Here is a 13,292-nt window from a genome sequence, read left to right as displayed (position 1 = left end):
TGGTGGCCGCCGCACTTCAGAGGACATGAGATGGAATTTCTGGCATCAGCTGCCGCCAGCCCGCCAACAGCCGCGAAGGTTTTCGCCGGAGTTTGCGGCCTCGGTTTCCTGATATTCGGCACGGTACTCGTCTCCAGAAGTCGGAGCGTGGCCGACTTCGCGCGGGAACTGCGCGCGCAAACCGGAGCGGGAGCCGAAGACCTTCCGAACGTCGCGCAGGTACGCATCTTCGGAACGGTGCTGCTCGTGGTGGGAGTCCTGCTGGTGGCGTTCGCGGTAGCTCTGTTCCTGGGTACCTGACGGACTGTCGCTACCCGGCCCTCAGCGCTGCGCGTCCGTAGGGCGGACCGACGCGGCGTGCAGAGTCCCTCTTCGCGTAGATTCGGCCGCAGCAGCCGGAACCGACGCGAGGGGGACGAAAACAAGGTGGCCAGGGCAAGGCAGGCCGTGAACGAAGCCCGCAGGATCATCGTCAAAGTGGGCTCCTCGTCGCTCACCACCGCCTCCGGCGGGCTCGACGCGGACCGGGTCGACGCTCTCGTCGACGTCCTCGCCAAGGCCCGTGACGGAGGCCAGAAGGAGATCGTCCTCGTCTCCTCCGGGGCCATCGCCGCAGGCCTCGCCCCGCTCGGGCTGCGCCGCCGCCCCAAGGACCTCGCCCGCCAGCAGGCGGCCGCGAGCGTCGGCCAGGGCCTCCTGATGGCCCGCTACACCGCCTCGTTCGCCCGCTACGGCATCCGCGTCGGACAGGTGCTCCTCACCTCCGACGACACCAGCAGGCGCGCCCACCACCGCAACGCCTCACGCACCCTGGACAAGCTCCTCGCCATGGGCGCCCTGCCGGTCGTCAACGAGAACGACACGGTGGCCACGGACGAGATCCGCTTCGGCGACAACGACCGTCTCGCCGCCCTCGTCGCCCATCTCGTACGCGCCGATCTGCTGATCCTGCTCTCCGACGTCGACGGGGTCTACGACGGCGACCCCAGCAGGCCCGGCACCGCACGGATCGCCCAGGTGCGCGAGCCCGCGGACCTCGCCGGCATCGAGATCGGCAGCTCGGGCAAGGCCGGTGTCGGTACCGGTGGCATGGTCACCAAGGTCGAGGCGGCCAGGATCGCCGCCGCCGCCGGCATCCCGGTGGTGCTGACCAGTGCCGTCCACGCCGCCGACGCCTTCGCGGGCCGGGACACCGGCACCTTCTTCCACGCCACGGGCAAGCGCTCGGCCGACCGGCTGCTGTGGCTCCAGCACGCCTCCACACCGCAGGGCGCGCTCGTCCTGGACGACGGGGCCGTGCGCGCGGTCGTCGAGCGGCGCACCTCGCTGCTGCCCGCGGGCATCGCGGGCGTCGAGGGCGACTTCACCGCGGGAGACCCGGTCGAACTGCGCGACGGCGCCGGCCGGGCCGTCGCGCGGGGGCTGGTGAACTTCGACGCCAAGGAGATCCCCCAGCTGATCGGACGCTCCACCCGGGAGCTGGCGCGCGAGCTGGGTCCGGCGTACGAGCGCGAGGTCGTGCACCGCGACGACCTCGTCCTGCTGAACCCGTAGGACACGGGTCCCGTCCTGTCGCGCCTGTCGCGCCTGTCGCGCCTGTCGCGTCCTGCCCGTCCGCTCGCGCCCCTGCCCGTGCGCGCGTCGGCGGGGTCCGCGTCCCGGACGGTGGACGTCACGGTGACCCCATCCGTCCGCCGTCGGCACCGGCGTCCCGGACACACCACCGAATCCGCTGTCCGGTACACCCGTAAACGGCCGAATCCCCCGCCCCCAGCGGTGGACGTTCCGTAAAACCGCCACACGGCGGCTTCTCACCTGCTCAACTTTGTGGCAGGGAGAGTCCGCGGGATCGGGTACGACCATCGGGTAAAGGAGGCCGTCGTGAGACGAGTACGCCCTGGGGCGGCGGCGTCCCGCGGTGGTCCCGCCTCCCGCCCGGTGGGTGAGGAGCGGGCCCTGACCAGCGTCGCGGCCGGCGACACCTACGGCGGAGAGCGGCCCGCGGACCAGCCCCGGCTGTGGCACGTCACGCTGAGCGTGTCAGGCGGCGAGGCCCCGCTGACCGAGGTGCGGCGCGGCCTCGAACAGCTCGCCCACGACCACCCCTTCCTGCTCACCAGCCGGTACGCCAACGACCACGCGGAGATCCGCTACTGGGAAGAGGCCCGCGACCTGCACGACGCGGCGGCCGTCGCCCTGCGCCTGTGGGGCGAGCACCGCCAGACCGCCCAGCTCCCGCCCTGGGAGATCGTCGGCCTGGAGGTCATCGACCGCGAGACCTACCACCAGCGGATCGCCGAGGGGTACGGACCACTGCCCGCCACCCCTGTGGGAGTTCATCCCTTTTGAGCCCGTCTCGCCGAATGGGACAACCGCCGAAACGGCCCGCCGGGCGCACTACCCTTCCCCCATGACCACGCTCTCGCCGTACGACTCCATGTCCCCGGTGGCCCAGGCCGCCTATCGCGCGAAGTCCGCTGCCGCCGACCTGGCGCCGCTGCCGCGGGCCGAGAAGGACGACGCGCTGCTCGCGATCGCGGACGCGCTGGAGGTCCGTACGAGCGAGATCGTCGCCGCCAACGCGAAGGACATCGCCAAGGCCCGTGAGGCCGGGACGAGCGAGAGCATCATCGACCGGCTCACGCTCGCCCCCGAGCGGGTGCGCGCGATCGCCTCCGACGTCCGTGACGTCGTGGCGCTGCCCGACCCGGTCGGCGAGGTCGTTCGCGGCTCCACCCTTCCGAACGGCATCGACCTGCGCCAGGTCCGCGTCCCCCTCGGCGTCGTCGGGATCATCTACGAGGCCCGCCCGAACGTGACCGTCGACGCGGCCGCCCTGTGCCTGAAGTCGGGCAACGCGGTCCTGCTGCGCGGCTCGTCCTCCGCCTACGAGTCGAACACGGCCCTCGTACGCGTGCTGCGCGACGCCGTCGGCGGTGCCGGACTGCCCGCCGACGCGATCCAGCTCGTCCCCGGAGAGGGCCGCGAGTCGGTCCGTGAGCTGATGCGCGCCCGCGGTCTGGTCGACGTCCTCATCCCGCGCGGCGGCGCCTCCCTGATCCGCACGGTCGTCCAGGAGTCCACCGTCCCGGTCATCGAGACCGGCACCGGCAACTGCCACGTGTACGTCGACGCCCAGGCCGACCTCGACATGGCCGTCGACATCCTGATCAACTCCAAGGCCCAGCGCCCCAGCGTCTGCAACTCGGCCGAGACCCTCCTGGTCCACCAGGACATCGCCGCCGCGTTCCTGCCGCGCGCGCTGGACGCTCTCGCGGACGCCGGGGTCACCGTGCACGCCGACGAGCGGGTCCTCGCCTTCGCCAAGGACTCCAAGGCCACCGTCGTGGAGGCCACGGCCGAGGACTGGGACACCGAGTACCTCTCCTACGACATCGCCGCGGCGGTCGTCGACTCGCTCGACAGGGCCGTGTCCCACATCCGGCTGTGGAGTTCCGGCCACACCGAGGCCATCGTCACCACCTCGCAGCAGGCCGCCCGTCGCTTCACCCAGCTCGTCGACTCCACGACCGTCGCCGTGAACGCCTCGACCCGCTTCACCGACGGCGGCCAGTTCGGCTTCGGCGCCGAGATCGGCATCTCCACGCAGAAGCTCCACGCGCGCGGCCCGATGGGACTGCCGGAGCTGACGAGCACCAAGTACATCGTCACGGGCGACGGCCACATCCGCCGCTGAGATCCCCCGGCCGGGGCGCGCGGGTCCCGCAACCGCCCCGGCGGGCCCGGAGACGGCCTCGTACGGGCGTACGAGGCTTCCGGGGCGCGTGCCGGACGTACGGGCGGCGCGATGACGGGCGCGGGGCGCGCGGCGGACGGCTCACGGCTCTCGGTCCACTCGGGCGCGGTCACCCGGGAAGACGAATTTCCGTACCGTCTGCCCAAATTGACCCCTCAGGTCTACTCTGGATCCGTGCCGGAGGACGTGGGGGGCACGCCGTTCCCTGACGGCTGGGAGCCCGACGACGACCACGACCGCGGGGGTGCGGACGAAGAGTTCGCCTCCGTGGTCTTCGACGAGGACTTCGTACGGGCGGCGACGTTCCACGAACCGACCGCCGTGGAGAGGCTGCTCGCGGCGGCCCAGGCCCGTGCCGAGGCCTCCGAGGCCGAGGCCCGCCGGGCGCACGCCCGCGGCGCACGCGGCGACGACGAGCGCTACGAGGACGCCTTCGGCCCCGACTTCGCCCACGATCCCGACCTGGACGACCCGGACGACTCCGAGGTCCTGGAGGGCCGCCACGGCTTCCCGGGGCTGTACGGCCGGCCCTACGGCAAGCAGATCCGCTGGCACCGCCCCGTGGCCTGGATCCTCGCGCTCGTCATGGGCATCGGCATGGTCGCCCTCGCCTTCACCGCGGTCTACCGCGGTGCCTCCTCCGGCGGCCGGGACCAGGTCCCCTCACCCGCCTCCTCCGGTCTCGAACAGGGCCAGGAGAAGATCACCGGCCCGGGCCCGTCCTCCTCCCCGGCCCTTCCCCGGGCGACGGTGTCGGCGGTACCGCGGACACCCTGACGCGGGTGTTCACGCCGGGGCGCCCGCGTCCGTCGCACAGCGTGACCGGCCTGGTGGGAACCTGTCAGAACTTGTCGCGCACCACAGCGTTTACCGGAGCCTCCGGAGACCTACTCTGAAGGTATGGGCGGGCCTGGAGACCCACCTGAGGGGACACCCGAGGGTGCTCCCGCCGGTGGCGAGGACGAGTACCGATCCGTCGTCTTCGACGAGTCGTTCGTCCGCGCTGCCCGCCTCCAGGAGTTCTCCGCCCAGGAACGGATGGCCGACCACAGCCCGGCCGTACGCCGCCGGCCGCCCCTGCAACGCGGGCTGTCCCGGCAGGCACTGATCCTCGTCCTGCTGATAGCCATGGCCTTCGGCACCGCGATCTACCTGGGCGTACGGCACCCGTACCCGACCACCGTCACCCAGACGGCCGAGCCGCTGCGGATGACGGTGATCCCGCTCGCCCCGCAGACCGCCGTCCCCGGCGCCGCCGGCACCGACCAGCTGTACCGGAACAGCCCCGCCGCCCAGTTCCGCATCGGCGCCGAGGGCATCACCATGCCGGCCGTCCGGCGCACCGCCCACTTCTCCGAGGACCAGGTCGTCACCGCCCTGACCACCGCCAAGGACTACCTCGTGGAGTCGTCCCTCGACCCGAGCGTCCTGACCGGAGGCGCCACCCGGCCCGTACGGATCCTGCTCGACCCGCGCCAGCTCGACCAGTTCGACCAGAGCTTCGACCAGCCGGCCGCCGACGGACGGCACACCCCGACCGGCTGGCTGATCCGCTTCGACGCGGCCCGTACGCAGCTCGCCGACAAGGGGATCCGGGTGCAGGGCACCCTCCAGGCCGCCGAGTCCGACACGAACACCCTGGAGGTCGTCGCCGACCACACCTTCGTCTACGCGCTGAAGCCGACGGGTGCGAACGCGCAGGCCAAGGCCTCCCTGTTCACCGTCCGGCGCGAGCTGACCTTCCGCTTCGACCGGGACGACCTGCGCATGCACCAGGCCGAACTGGTCACCTCCTACGTCCAGGCCGGTCCGCTCGCCTGCTCCGACGACTCGGTGAGCCGGCTGCGGCCGCTGCTCGCGGGCGAGACGGCGAAGGCGGGCGGTCCGGCCGGCACCGACCCGTACGCCACCGGCAGCGCCACCGCCGTGTGCGGCTCACTGGCCCGGAGCGCGCAGCCGAAGGTGTGACCCGACGATCCGGACAGCCCGGAAGGCCCGGACAGCCGGGCGGGGCTTCTCCGTCCGGTGGCTCGACCGCGCTCCGCGGTGCGAGCCGTCCTCGGGACCCCGCCCCGCCCGGCGCATCAGTCCCGGCCGTTCCCGTTCCCGTCCTTGCCCGCGTCCGAGTCCGTGTCCCCGTCGCCGGGGCGGTCCTCGCGCGGGGTCCGTCCGGCGCCGTCGCCCTCGGCCTTCCCGTCGGACGCGTCGGCCGTGCCGTCCTTGGTCGTGCCGCCCGCGAAGCCCCCGAAGCCGCGCCGTACCCGGCCCCCGAGGTCTCCCGCGCCGCCCGCGATGTCGCTGACCAGCTTCATCAGCGGGTCCTTCGAGCTCTTCACATCGCTCGCGTAACTGGCCGCCGACTGCCGGAAGGAGTCCGACACCGAGGTGTCCTTGTCCTCCTCGCGCCGCGGGTAGTGGCCGTCCATGATCCGCTGGTAGTCACGGGACTCCGCCCACTTCTTCAGCTCGGCCGCCCGGACCGCGGTGAAGGGATGCGTGCGCGGCAGCACGTTCAGGATCTTGAGCACGGAATCCCGCAGGTCGCCCGCCGACTCGTACTCCTCGGCCTGCTCCAGGAACGCGTCCACGTTCATCTCGTGCAGATGATTGCCGCCCGCGATCTTCATCAGACCGCGCATCGAGGCCCGCAGGTCCTGGCCGGCCAGCAGTCCGGCCCGGTCCGCGGACAGCTCCGACTTGCGGAACCACTCGCGCAGCGCCGTCACGATCGTCATGATCGCGAGATTGCCCAGCGGGATCCAGGCGACCCGGACCGCGAGGCTGGTGAGGAACAGCAGGATCGTGCGGTAGACCGCGTGACCGGACAGCGCGTGTCCGACCTCGTGGCCGACGACCGCCCGCATCTCCTCCTCGTCGAGCAGCTCGACGAGCCCGGTCGTCACCACGATGATCGGATCGTCCAGGCCGATGCACATCGCGTTCGGCTGCGGGTCCTGGTTCACGTACATCGGCGGGACCTTCTCCAGGTCCAGGATGTAACAGGCGTCCCGCAGCATGTCGTTCAGGTGCGCGAACTGGGCGTCCGAGACGCGCACCGAGTCGGACAGGAAGAGCAGCCGCAGGCTGCGCTCGGGCAGCAGCCCGCTCAGTGCCTTGAAGACCGTGTCGAAGCCGCTGAGCCTGCGCAGGGCCACCAGGGCCGAGCGGTCCGCCGGGTGTTCGTAGGCCCGCGAGGAGATCCCCGCGAAGCGCCTGCGCTGCCTGCTCGGCACCTTCTCGTGCCCGTTCCGTTCGTGGCCGCCGTCTGACATGTGTTCCCCCATGCGCGTCCGAGTGCCCTATGTGCCCCCAAGGCAGGGCCCAGCCTAGGCGGAGATACCTTTGACGGGCAGTACAGAGAAGGAGTCGTACGACATGGAGCACATCCCCGCAGCCGCGTGGTTCACCGAGGCCGCCGCGGCCGCAGACAAGCAGGGTCCGGGCAATCTGCTCCGCGTCGTGCTGATCGTCATGATCATCGGCGTGGTCCTGGCCGCCTGGTTCCTGCTGCGCGGCTACAAGCGCGACGACTGACGGCCGGCCGGAGCCCCGCGGCCGGAGCGCCGTACCCGACGGCGCCGGAGCGCCGTACCCAACGGCGGAGTCGGCGTGTTCGCGGCGTAGGCGCCCGCATACGATGGGCCGACATCTTCATCCCGCCCTCCCCACCTCTCGATCCAGGTCGAGCGGGGGGACCCTCATCGGATAGGTCTTGCCGAGATGAGCATCCAGCACACCGCCGCACAGTTGGCCACCGTCGTCGCCGAGGGCGAGAACGGCGGCAACCACGAGAGCCTCAGCCCGTACCTGACCGGCGGCGGGGCCCTGTTCATCCTGCTTCTGCTGCTGTGGATCACGACGCGCTTCAACCGCGACCGCTGAGCCCCGAGGGCCCGCACGGGGCCCCTGTCGGCCGGAGCCCCTCGGCCGGGCCGGTAGGGTCTGCACGCATGGGAGAGCAGGACATGCCTACCGGTCCGGCGAATGACACGGAGAGCGGCGCCGTCGGCGACGCCACGGGCGGCGCGGGCGCGGCGGCCGGCGGCTCGAAGCGCCTGGTGATCGGCCCCGGCAACGCCCCCTCGAATCCGGGCAAGCGCCGGCTCGGAGTCATGGGCGGCACCTTCGACCCGATCCACCACGGACACCTGGTCGCGGCCAGCGAGGTCGCCGCGCAGTTCCACCTCGACCAGGTGGTGTTCGTGCCGACCGGGCAGCCGTGGCAGAAGACCGACCGCACGGTCACCCCGGCCGAGGACCGCTATCTGATGACGGTCATCGCCACGGCCGAGAACCCGCAGTTCTCGGTCAGCCGGATCGACATCGACCGCGGCGGCCCGACCTACACGACGGACACCCTGCGCGACCTGCGCTCGCTCAACCCCGACGCGGATCTCTTCTTCATCACCGGCGCGGACGCGCTCGGCCAGATCCTCACCTGGCGCTACACGGAAGAACTGTTCTCCCTCGCGCACTTCATCGGGGTCACCCGGCCCGGTCACACCCTGACCGACCCGGGACTCCCGGAGGGCGGTGTCTCGCTGGTCGAGGTTCCCGCGCTCGCCATCTCGTCCACAGACTGCCGTGCGAGAGTCGCCAAGGGCGACCCCGTCTGGTACCTGGTGCCGGACGGTGTGGTGCGCTACATCGACAAGCGTGAGCTGTACCGCGGCCAGTGAGCCGAGAGGGGCACCCGGTGAACGACCGATACGACGGATACGCGGGCGGCGACCAGCAGTACGAGCTCGTCGGCTACGACGAGTACGGACAGCCGGTGTACCGGCCGGTCCCGCAGCAGCCCGCCCAGGGGTACGCGGGCTACGACGCCGGGCAGCAGCAGGGCTACGGCTACGACCCCTATGCGACGGGCCGTCAGGAACCTGTCCGGCCCTACGGCACGGGCCAGCAAGAAACCGCGTCGTCCTATGACACGGGCCAGCACGAAACCGTGTCGCCCTATGACACCGGTCGCCACGAAACGGTGTCGCCCTATGACACCGGCCGACAGGAGACCGTGTCGCCCTACGACACCGGTCAGCAGCCGGCCGTCTCCTCGTACGACTCCTTCGACCCGTTCGGCACGGGTGCGCCCCGCGGCGGCGCGGCGGGGACCGTCCAGGCGCCGTACGACGGACAGGGGCGCGGCGCCGACACGGCGGGCGCCGCGAGCACCGGCCGGCAGCCCCGGGTCGCCGAGCAGGCCGCCCGCATCCCGCAGCAGGCCCGACCGGCCGAGGACGGCGCCCCCGGGAGCGACCGCGACTACCGCACCGAGCAGTTCGCGTTCGTCGAGGAGCAGGAAGCCGAGTCCGAGGACGTCATCGACTGGCTGAAGTTCACGGAGAACCGCACCGAGCGCCGCGAGGAGGCCAAGCGCCGCGCCCGCAGCCGGGTCGTCGCCCTCGTCGTGGTCGCGGCGCTGGCCGTGGTCGGCGGGGCGGGCTACCTCTGGTACGCGGGCAAGCTGCCCGGCGCCGCCGCGGCCGCCAAGCCGGGCGCCTCGACGCCCGTCGCCGCGCAGAAGCGCGACGTGATCGTCGTCCATCTGCACAACACCAAGGGCGGCGGCACCTCGACGGCCCTACTCGTCGACAACACCACCACCAAGCAGGGCACCACCGTCCTGCTGCCCAACTCCCTGGCCCTGACGGACGACGACAGCTCGACGACCACGCTCGCCAAGTCCGTCGACAACGACGGCTCCTCCGGTACGCGGGACGCGCTGGACACCGTGCTGGGCACCAACATCCAGGGAACCTGGCGGCTCGACACCCCGTACCTGAACAACCTCGTCGAACTCGTCGGCAACATCGAGGTCACCACGAACATCGCGGTGCCCGACCCCGCCGCCAAGAAGAAGGGCGAGGAACCGCTCGTCAAGAAGGGCGAGGACCAGACCCTCACGGGCAAGACGGCCGTCGCCTACGCCACCTACCGTGCCCCCGGCGAGGCCCAGAACGCGCAGCTGGAGCGGTTCGGACAGGTCATGCAGGGCGTGATGCGCAAGCTGTCCTCGGACAAGCAGGCCGCGACCACCACCGTGCAGACCCTGGCCCAGATCCTCGACCCGTCCCTGACCGACCAGGACCTCGGCGCCTTCCTCGCCAAGCTCGCCGACCTCGCCAAGGGCGGCGACTACAAGACCGCGCTGCTGCCCGTGCAGCAGGACGGCACCTTGAGCGCGAGCGCCTCCAGCAGCGTGATCAAGGACGTACTCGGCGGCACGGCCAAGAGCCCCGACGCCGGCTCCGCGGTCCGCGTCGGCATCGAGAACGCCACCGGACTGAAGACGGCCACCAGCCAGGCCCGAGTCGTCCTCGTCAACGGCGGCTACACGTTCCTGGACTCCGGCACCTCCGCCGCCCAGAGCGTGTCCCGGATCACGTACGGCGATCCGGCCAGGAAGGCGGACGCCGTCGAGGTCGCCAAGACCCTGGGCCTGCCGACCAGCGCCGTGACCAAGGGCAAGGCCGGTGGCAACGCGGACGTGTCCGTCGTCCTCGGCCAGGACTACAAGATCATCAGTACCCCGACGGGGTGACCCACGGGTGGCCGGCGTCACGCCCCGGGGACGGCCCGGGGCGTGGCCGGAGAAACGCGTGGGGTGTCCTCGGCGGTCCGTGAGACCCTTGAGTCGTAACCGACCGCCGACGGAAAGCCGCGTAGTGACCGCCACGGACCGCTCCATCGAGCTCATCAAGACCGCCGCACAGGCGGCAGCAGACAAGCTCGCGCACGACATCATCGCCTACGACGTCAGCGATGTTCTCTCCATCACCGACGCCTTCCTGCTGGCGTCCGCGCCCAACGACCGCCAGGTCAAGGCGATCGTCGACGAGATCGAGGAGCGCCTGAACAAGGAGCTCGGTGCCAAGCCGGTGCGCCGCGAGGGCGACCGCGAGGCACGCTGGGTGCTGCTCGACTACGTCGACATCGTGGTGCACGTCCAGCACAGCGAGGAGCGGGTCTTCTACGCCCTGGAGCGCCTGTGGAAGGACTGCCCGGAGCTGGACCTGCCCGAGGAGGCCAAGGCCACCCGCGGCAAGGCCGCCGAGCACGCCAAGTTCCAGACCGAGGAGGACTCCGCCGGCCTGGGGGAACTGCGGTGAGCGCCGAGGCCCGAGGGGCCTCGGCCGACGAGCGCAAGCCGGGCCGGGGCCGTCGCGTCATCCTGTGGCGCCACGGCCAGACCTCCTGGAACGTGGACCGCCGCTTCCAGGGCTCGACCGATGTCGAGCTGACCGAGACGGGCATCGGGCAGGCACGTCGCGCCGCCCGGCTACTCGCCTCGCTGAAGCCCGACGCCATCGTCGCCTCGGACCTCCGGCGCGCCGCGGCCACGGCCGCCGAACTGGCCGCTCTCACCGGCCTCGACGTCACCCACGACGAGGGCCTGCGCGAGACCTACGCGGGCGTCTGGCAGGGCCTGACGCACGAGGAGATCATCGCCCGCCACGGTGAGCAGTACGCCGCGTGGAAGCGCGGTGAGCCGGTGCGGCGCGGCGGGGGCGAGCTGGAGACCGAGGTCGCCGACCGCGCCGCCCCCGTGGTGCTGCGGCACGCGGACAAGCTCCCGGACGACGGCACCCTCGTGGTCGTCAGTCACGGCGGCACGATCCGCACCACCATCGGCCGTCTGCTCGGTCTTGAGTCCCCGCACTGGGAGGGCCTCGGCGGTCTGTCGAACTGCTGCTGGTCCGTCCTCGGTGAGGGCGCGCGCGGCTGGCGGCTCCTGGAGCACAACGCCGGCACACTGCCGGAGCCGGTCCTCGGCGACGACGACTGAGGGGTGCCGGACGGCTCCCCGTCCGGTCGCCCGGGCCCGCCGGGACCGGATTTCACTTTCCGGCTGGTCGCAGGCTAAAGTTCTTCTTGTTCGGCCCGCAGGGCGGGAAGAACGCAAGGGGCTATAGCTCAGTTGGTAGAGCGCCTGCATGGCATGCAGGAGGTCAGGAGTTCAATTCTCCTTAGCTCCACGGACAGACTCTCCGGAGTCGTCGAGAGAGTGATGAAAGATCCCGTTCCCGTCAGGGAGCGGGATCTTTCTTTGTCCGTCCCCGAGTTGAGGCCTCGCCTTCGGAGAAGGCGGCGAGGCGGGCGCAGTTGGCGACCGCGGTCGGCCGATGAGGGCGCGGACGAGGATGCGGGCGACGGACCTGATCGGTGGACGGGGCAGCCGACATCACCGACCAGCGACAGGCGGCCGGCGGCGGCCAAGCCCGCTCCCGTCCCGTGGACGCCGTGGTCTTCGGCACATTCATCGGGAACCCGCTTGAGTCACTTGGGGTCTCTGGGGCGTATACCTCTGCGGACGCGCTCCCGGCGTGCTCGTATGCGCCGCCCGCCACAGCCCTGCCGGGTGCCCGTGTCCGGACTGGTACGCAGGCGTCGCTGACCGTATTGCTCCGGCCGTGGCAGAATCAAACGGCCGGAAGGGGGCGCGGCCCGACGGGAGGGAGTAGCGATGCCTGCCAGCATCCTCGAGGAGGTCGACGATCTCCTCGAAGTGGCACTGAACCGTAAGAAAGTCACCCTCCTCGACTGCCCTTCCTGTGGATCGGTCCACGTTGCCCAGGTTCTCGGTGACAACGGTGGAATCTCCTACGTGTGCACGGCCTGCGGCCACAGCTGGAGCTGATTGATGGGTGCGCACAGGCGGAAATGCGATTGGTGCGGCAGTGGTACGCCGATCGTCCGCGACATGGAGCCGGTCAACCACGACTACCAGTACTGGTGCGAGGAATGCGCACGGGCGCTGATCATAAAAGGCGACCCGATCGAGACGTATCGGGAGCTCGAGGGCGAGCCGATCTACGCGCGGCTCCTCGACGAGCACTGCACGCTCAAGCGGTTCTACTCGTTCGCCACGGCCTGACCCCAGGACCGTACGACCCCCTGGACCGCGTGACCCCCGGGAGGCTTCTGCCCCGGGGGTCTTCTGGTTCCTGGCCCCGCTCCTCCCGGCCGCGCCCGAGCGGGAGGCCTGGCCGCCCCGGAGCGGACCCCGGGCTCCCTCAGGGCCCCTGGAGCCGAACGGGCCGCCGTGAGGCCCGTGGAAGCCCGCGAGAGCCCGTGAACGCCGGCGGGCGGCGGCCCGGCGGCCCGGCGGGCACCCAGGGGTCCTGCGCCCCTCTTCGGCCCCGGCCGTCCGCCCGGTGTTCATGCCCGCACCTCCAGAAAATGCGACATGGCGCCCGAATCGGTACACACGGGAAACGATTTGGTGGTTCACCTGGGGAACCGTGTAATGTTGGCGTCGCCGCCGGGGAAACCGGGCGACACGGTGAAAACGCGGTTCGACCGCGTGGCCACAAGGGGCTATAGCTCAGTTGGTAGAGCGCCTGCATGGCATGCAGGAGGTCAGGAGTTCAATTCTCCTTAGCTCCACAGACGTTGAAAGCGGATCATCCGAACAGGGTGGTCCGCTTCTTCGTTTCCCGGGCATTCCCGCGGTAACTCCCGCCCCGCGGTCGCGCCTCCGACGGAACAGGTGTGGCGACCGGGCCGGAACGAGGTAGGGCGACCGGGCGGAACA

The 13,292-nt window shown here is 71.1% G+C and carries 15 protein-coding genes and 2 tRNA genes; 16 read left to right on the top strand and 1 reads right to left on the bottom strand.

The window, feature by feature from the left end; all coding sequences use genetic code 11:
• Window positions 1-30 precede the first annotated feature (30 nt).
• From ACZ4AA_RS02445 to ACZ4AA_RS02420, 6 genes are all read left to right on the top strand, one after another.
• Window positions 31-300: a hypothetical protein gene (locus tag ACZ4AA_RS02445; protein ID WP_467593937.1), complete on the top strand. Its 270-nt coding sequence runs from the start codon at window positions 31-33 to the stop codon at window positions 298-300.
• A 147-nt stretch (window positions 301-447) separates the two neighbouring features.
• Complete coding sequence (proB, locus tag ACZ4AA_RS02440; protein WP_467593934.1) at window positions 448-1,554, top strand: glutamate 5-kinase; 1,107 nt, start codon at window positions 448-450, stop codon at window positions 1,552-1,554.
• Between the two features lie 327 nt (window positions 1,555-1,881).
• Window positions 1,882-2,349 (top strand): hypothetical protein, encoded by a 468-nt coding sequence (locus ACZ4AA_RS02435; RefSeq protein WP_467593932.1) that lies wholly within the window; start codon window positions 1,882-1,884, stop codon window positions 2,347-2,349.
• A 61-nt stretch (window positions 2,350-2,410) separates the two neighbouring features.
• Window positions 2,411-3,697 carry a glutamate-5-semialdehyde dehydrogenase gene (locus ACZ4AA_RS02430; protein WP_467593930.1) on the top strand — a complete coding sequence of 429 codons (1,287 nt, stop codon included), beginning with the start codon at window positions 2,411-2,413 and terminating at the stop codon, window positions 3,695-3,697.
• A 234-nt stretch (window positions 3,698-3,931) separates the two neighbouring features.
• Entirely contained in the window at window positions 3,932-4,534 is a 603-nt protein-coding gene (locus ACZ4AA_RS02425; protein ID WP_467593928.1) for an SCO2584 family spore wall biosynthesis protein, read from the top strand.
• 123 nt (window positions 4,535-4,657) lie between these two features.
• Window positions 4,658-5,725, top strand: coding sequence for an SCO2583 family membrane protein (locus ACZ4AA_RS02420; RefSeq protein ID WP_467593926.1), 1,068 nt, complete (start codon window positions 4,658-4,660; stop codon window positions 5,723-5,725).
• A 116-nt stretch (window positions 5,726-5,841) separates the two neighbouring features.
• Here the strand turns inward: ACZ4AA_RS02420 and ACZ4AA_RS02415 are convergent, their stop codons facing one another.
• Complete coding sequence (locus ACZ4AA_RS02415; RefSeq protein ID WP_467593923.1) at window positions 5,842-7,029, bottom strand: M48 family metallopeptidase; 1,188 nt, start codon at window positions 7,027-7,029, stop codon at window positions 5,842-5,844.
• A gap of 70 nt (window positions 7,030-7,099) precedes the next feature.
• Here ACZ4AA_RS02415 and ACZ4AA_RS02410 point away from each other — a divergent pair, with 70 nt between their 5' ends.
• The 10 genes from ACZ4AA_RS02410 to ACZ4AA_RS02365 all read left to right on the top strand — a co-directional run bounded on the left by ACZ4AA_RS02410 (window position 7,100) and on the right by ACZ4AA_RS02365 (window position 13,144).
• On the top strand, window positions 7,100-7,291 hold the full coding sequence (locus ACZ4AA_RS02410; protein WP_467595166.1) for a hypothetical protein: 192 nt from the start codon (window positions 7,100-7,102) through the stop codon (window positions 7,289-7,291).
• Window positions 7,292-7,477: 186 nt separating this feature from the next.
• Window positions 7,478-7,639, top strand: coding sequence for a hypothetical protein (locus ACZ4AA_RS02405; protein ID WP_339129309.1), 162 nt, complete (start codon window positions 7,478-7,480; stop codon window positions 7,637-7,639).
• 68 nt (window positions 7,640-7,707) lie between these two features.
• The gene (gene nadD, locus ACZ4AA_RS02400) at window positions 7,708-8,436 is read left to right on the top strand and encodes a nicotinate-nucleotide adenylyltransferase (protein ID WP_467593920.1); all 729 of its coding nucleotides are present in this window, start codon (window positions 7,708-7,710) and stop codon (window positions 8,434-8,436) included.
• A gap of 17 nt (window positions 8,437-8,453) precedes the next feature.
• Window positions 8,454-10,298, top strand: coding sequence for an LCP family protein (locus tag ACZ4AA_RS02395; protein WP_467593917.1), 1,845 nt, complete (start codon window positions 8,454-8,456; stop codon window positions 10,296-10,298).
• A 124-nt stretch (window positions 10,299-10,422) separates the two neighbouring features.
• Complete coding sequence (rsfS, locus tag ACZ4AA_RS02390; RefSeq protein ID WP_467593915.1) at window positions 10,423-10,866, top strand: ribosome silencing factor; 444 nt, start codon at window positions 10,423-10,425, stop codon at window positions 10,864-10,866.
• On the top strand, window positions 10,863-11,543 hold the full coding sequence (locus ACZ4AA_RS02385) for a histidine phosphatase family protein (RefSeq protein ID WP_467593912.1): 681 nt from the start codon (window positions 10,863-10,865) through the stop codon (window positions 11,541-11,543). Before rsfS ends, ACZ4AA_RS02385 begins: the two co-directional genes overlap by 4 nt.
• 117 nt (window positions 11,544-11,660) lie before the next feature.
• Window positions 11,661-11,733: transfer RNA gene (locus tag ACZ4AA_RS02380), tRNA-Ala, on the top strand.
• 488 nt (window positions 11,734-12,221) lie between these two features.
• A complete protein-coding gene (locus ACZ4AA_RS02375) occupies window positions 12,222-12,395 on the top strand; it encodes a hypothetical protein (protein ID WP_467593910.1) in 174 nt (57 codons plus the stop codon).
• 3 nt (window positions 12,396-12,398) lie between these two features.
• Complete coding sequence (locus ACZ4AA_RS02370; RefSeq protein ID WP_037618755.1) at window positions 12,399-12,632, top strand: DEAD/DEAH box helicase family protein; 234 nt, start codon at window positions 12,399-12,401, stop codon at window positions 12,630-12,632.
• Window positions 12,633-13,071: 439 nt separating this feature from the next.
• A tRNA-Ala gene (locus ACZ4AA_RS02365) sits at window positions 13,072-13,144 on the top strand.
• Window positions 13,145-13,292: the final 148 nt, after the last annotated feature.

The sequence above is a fragment of the Streptomyces sp. NPDC024698 genome, from assembly GCF_055559015.1.
This window is presented reverse-complemented; position numbering and strand designations above follow the sequence as displayed.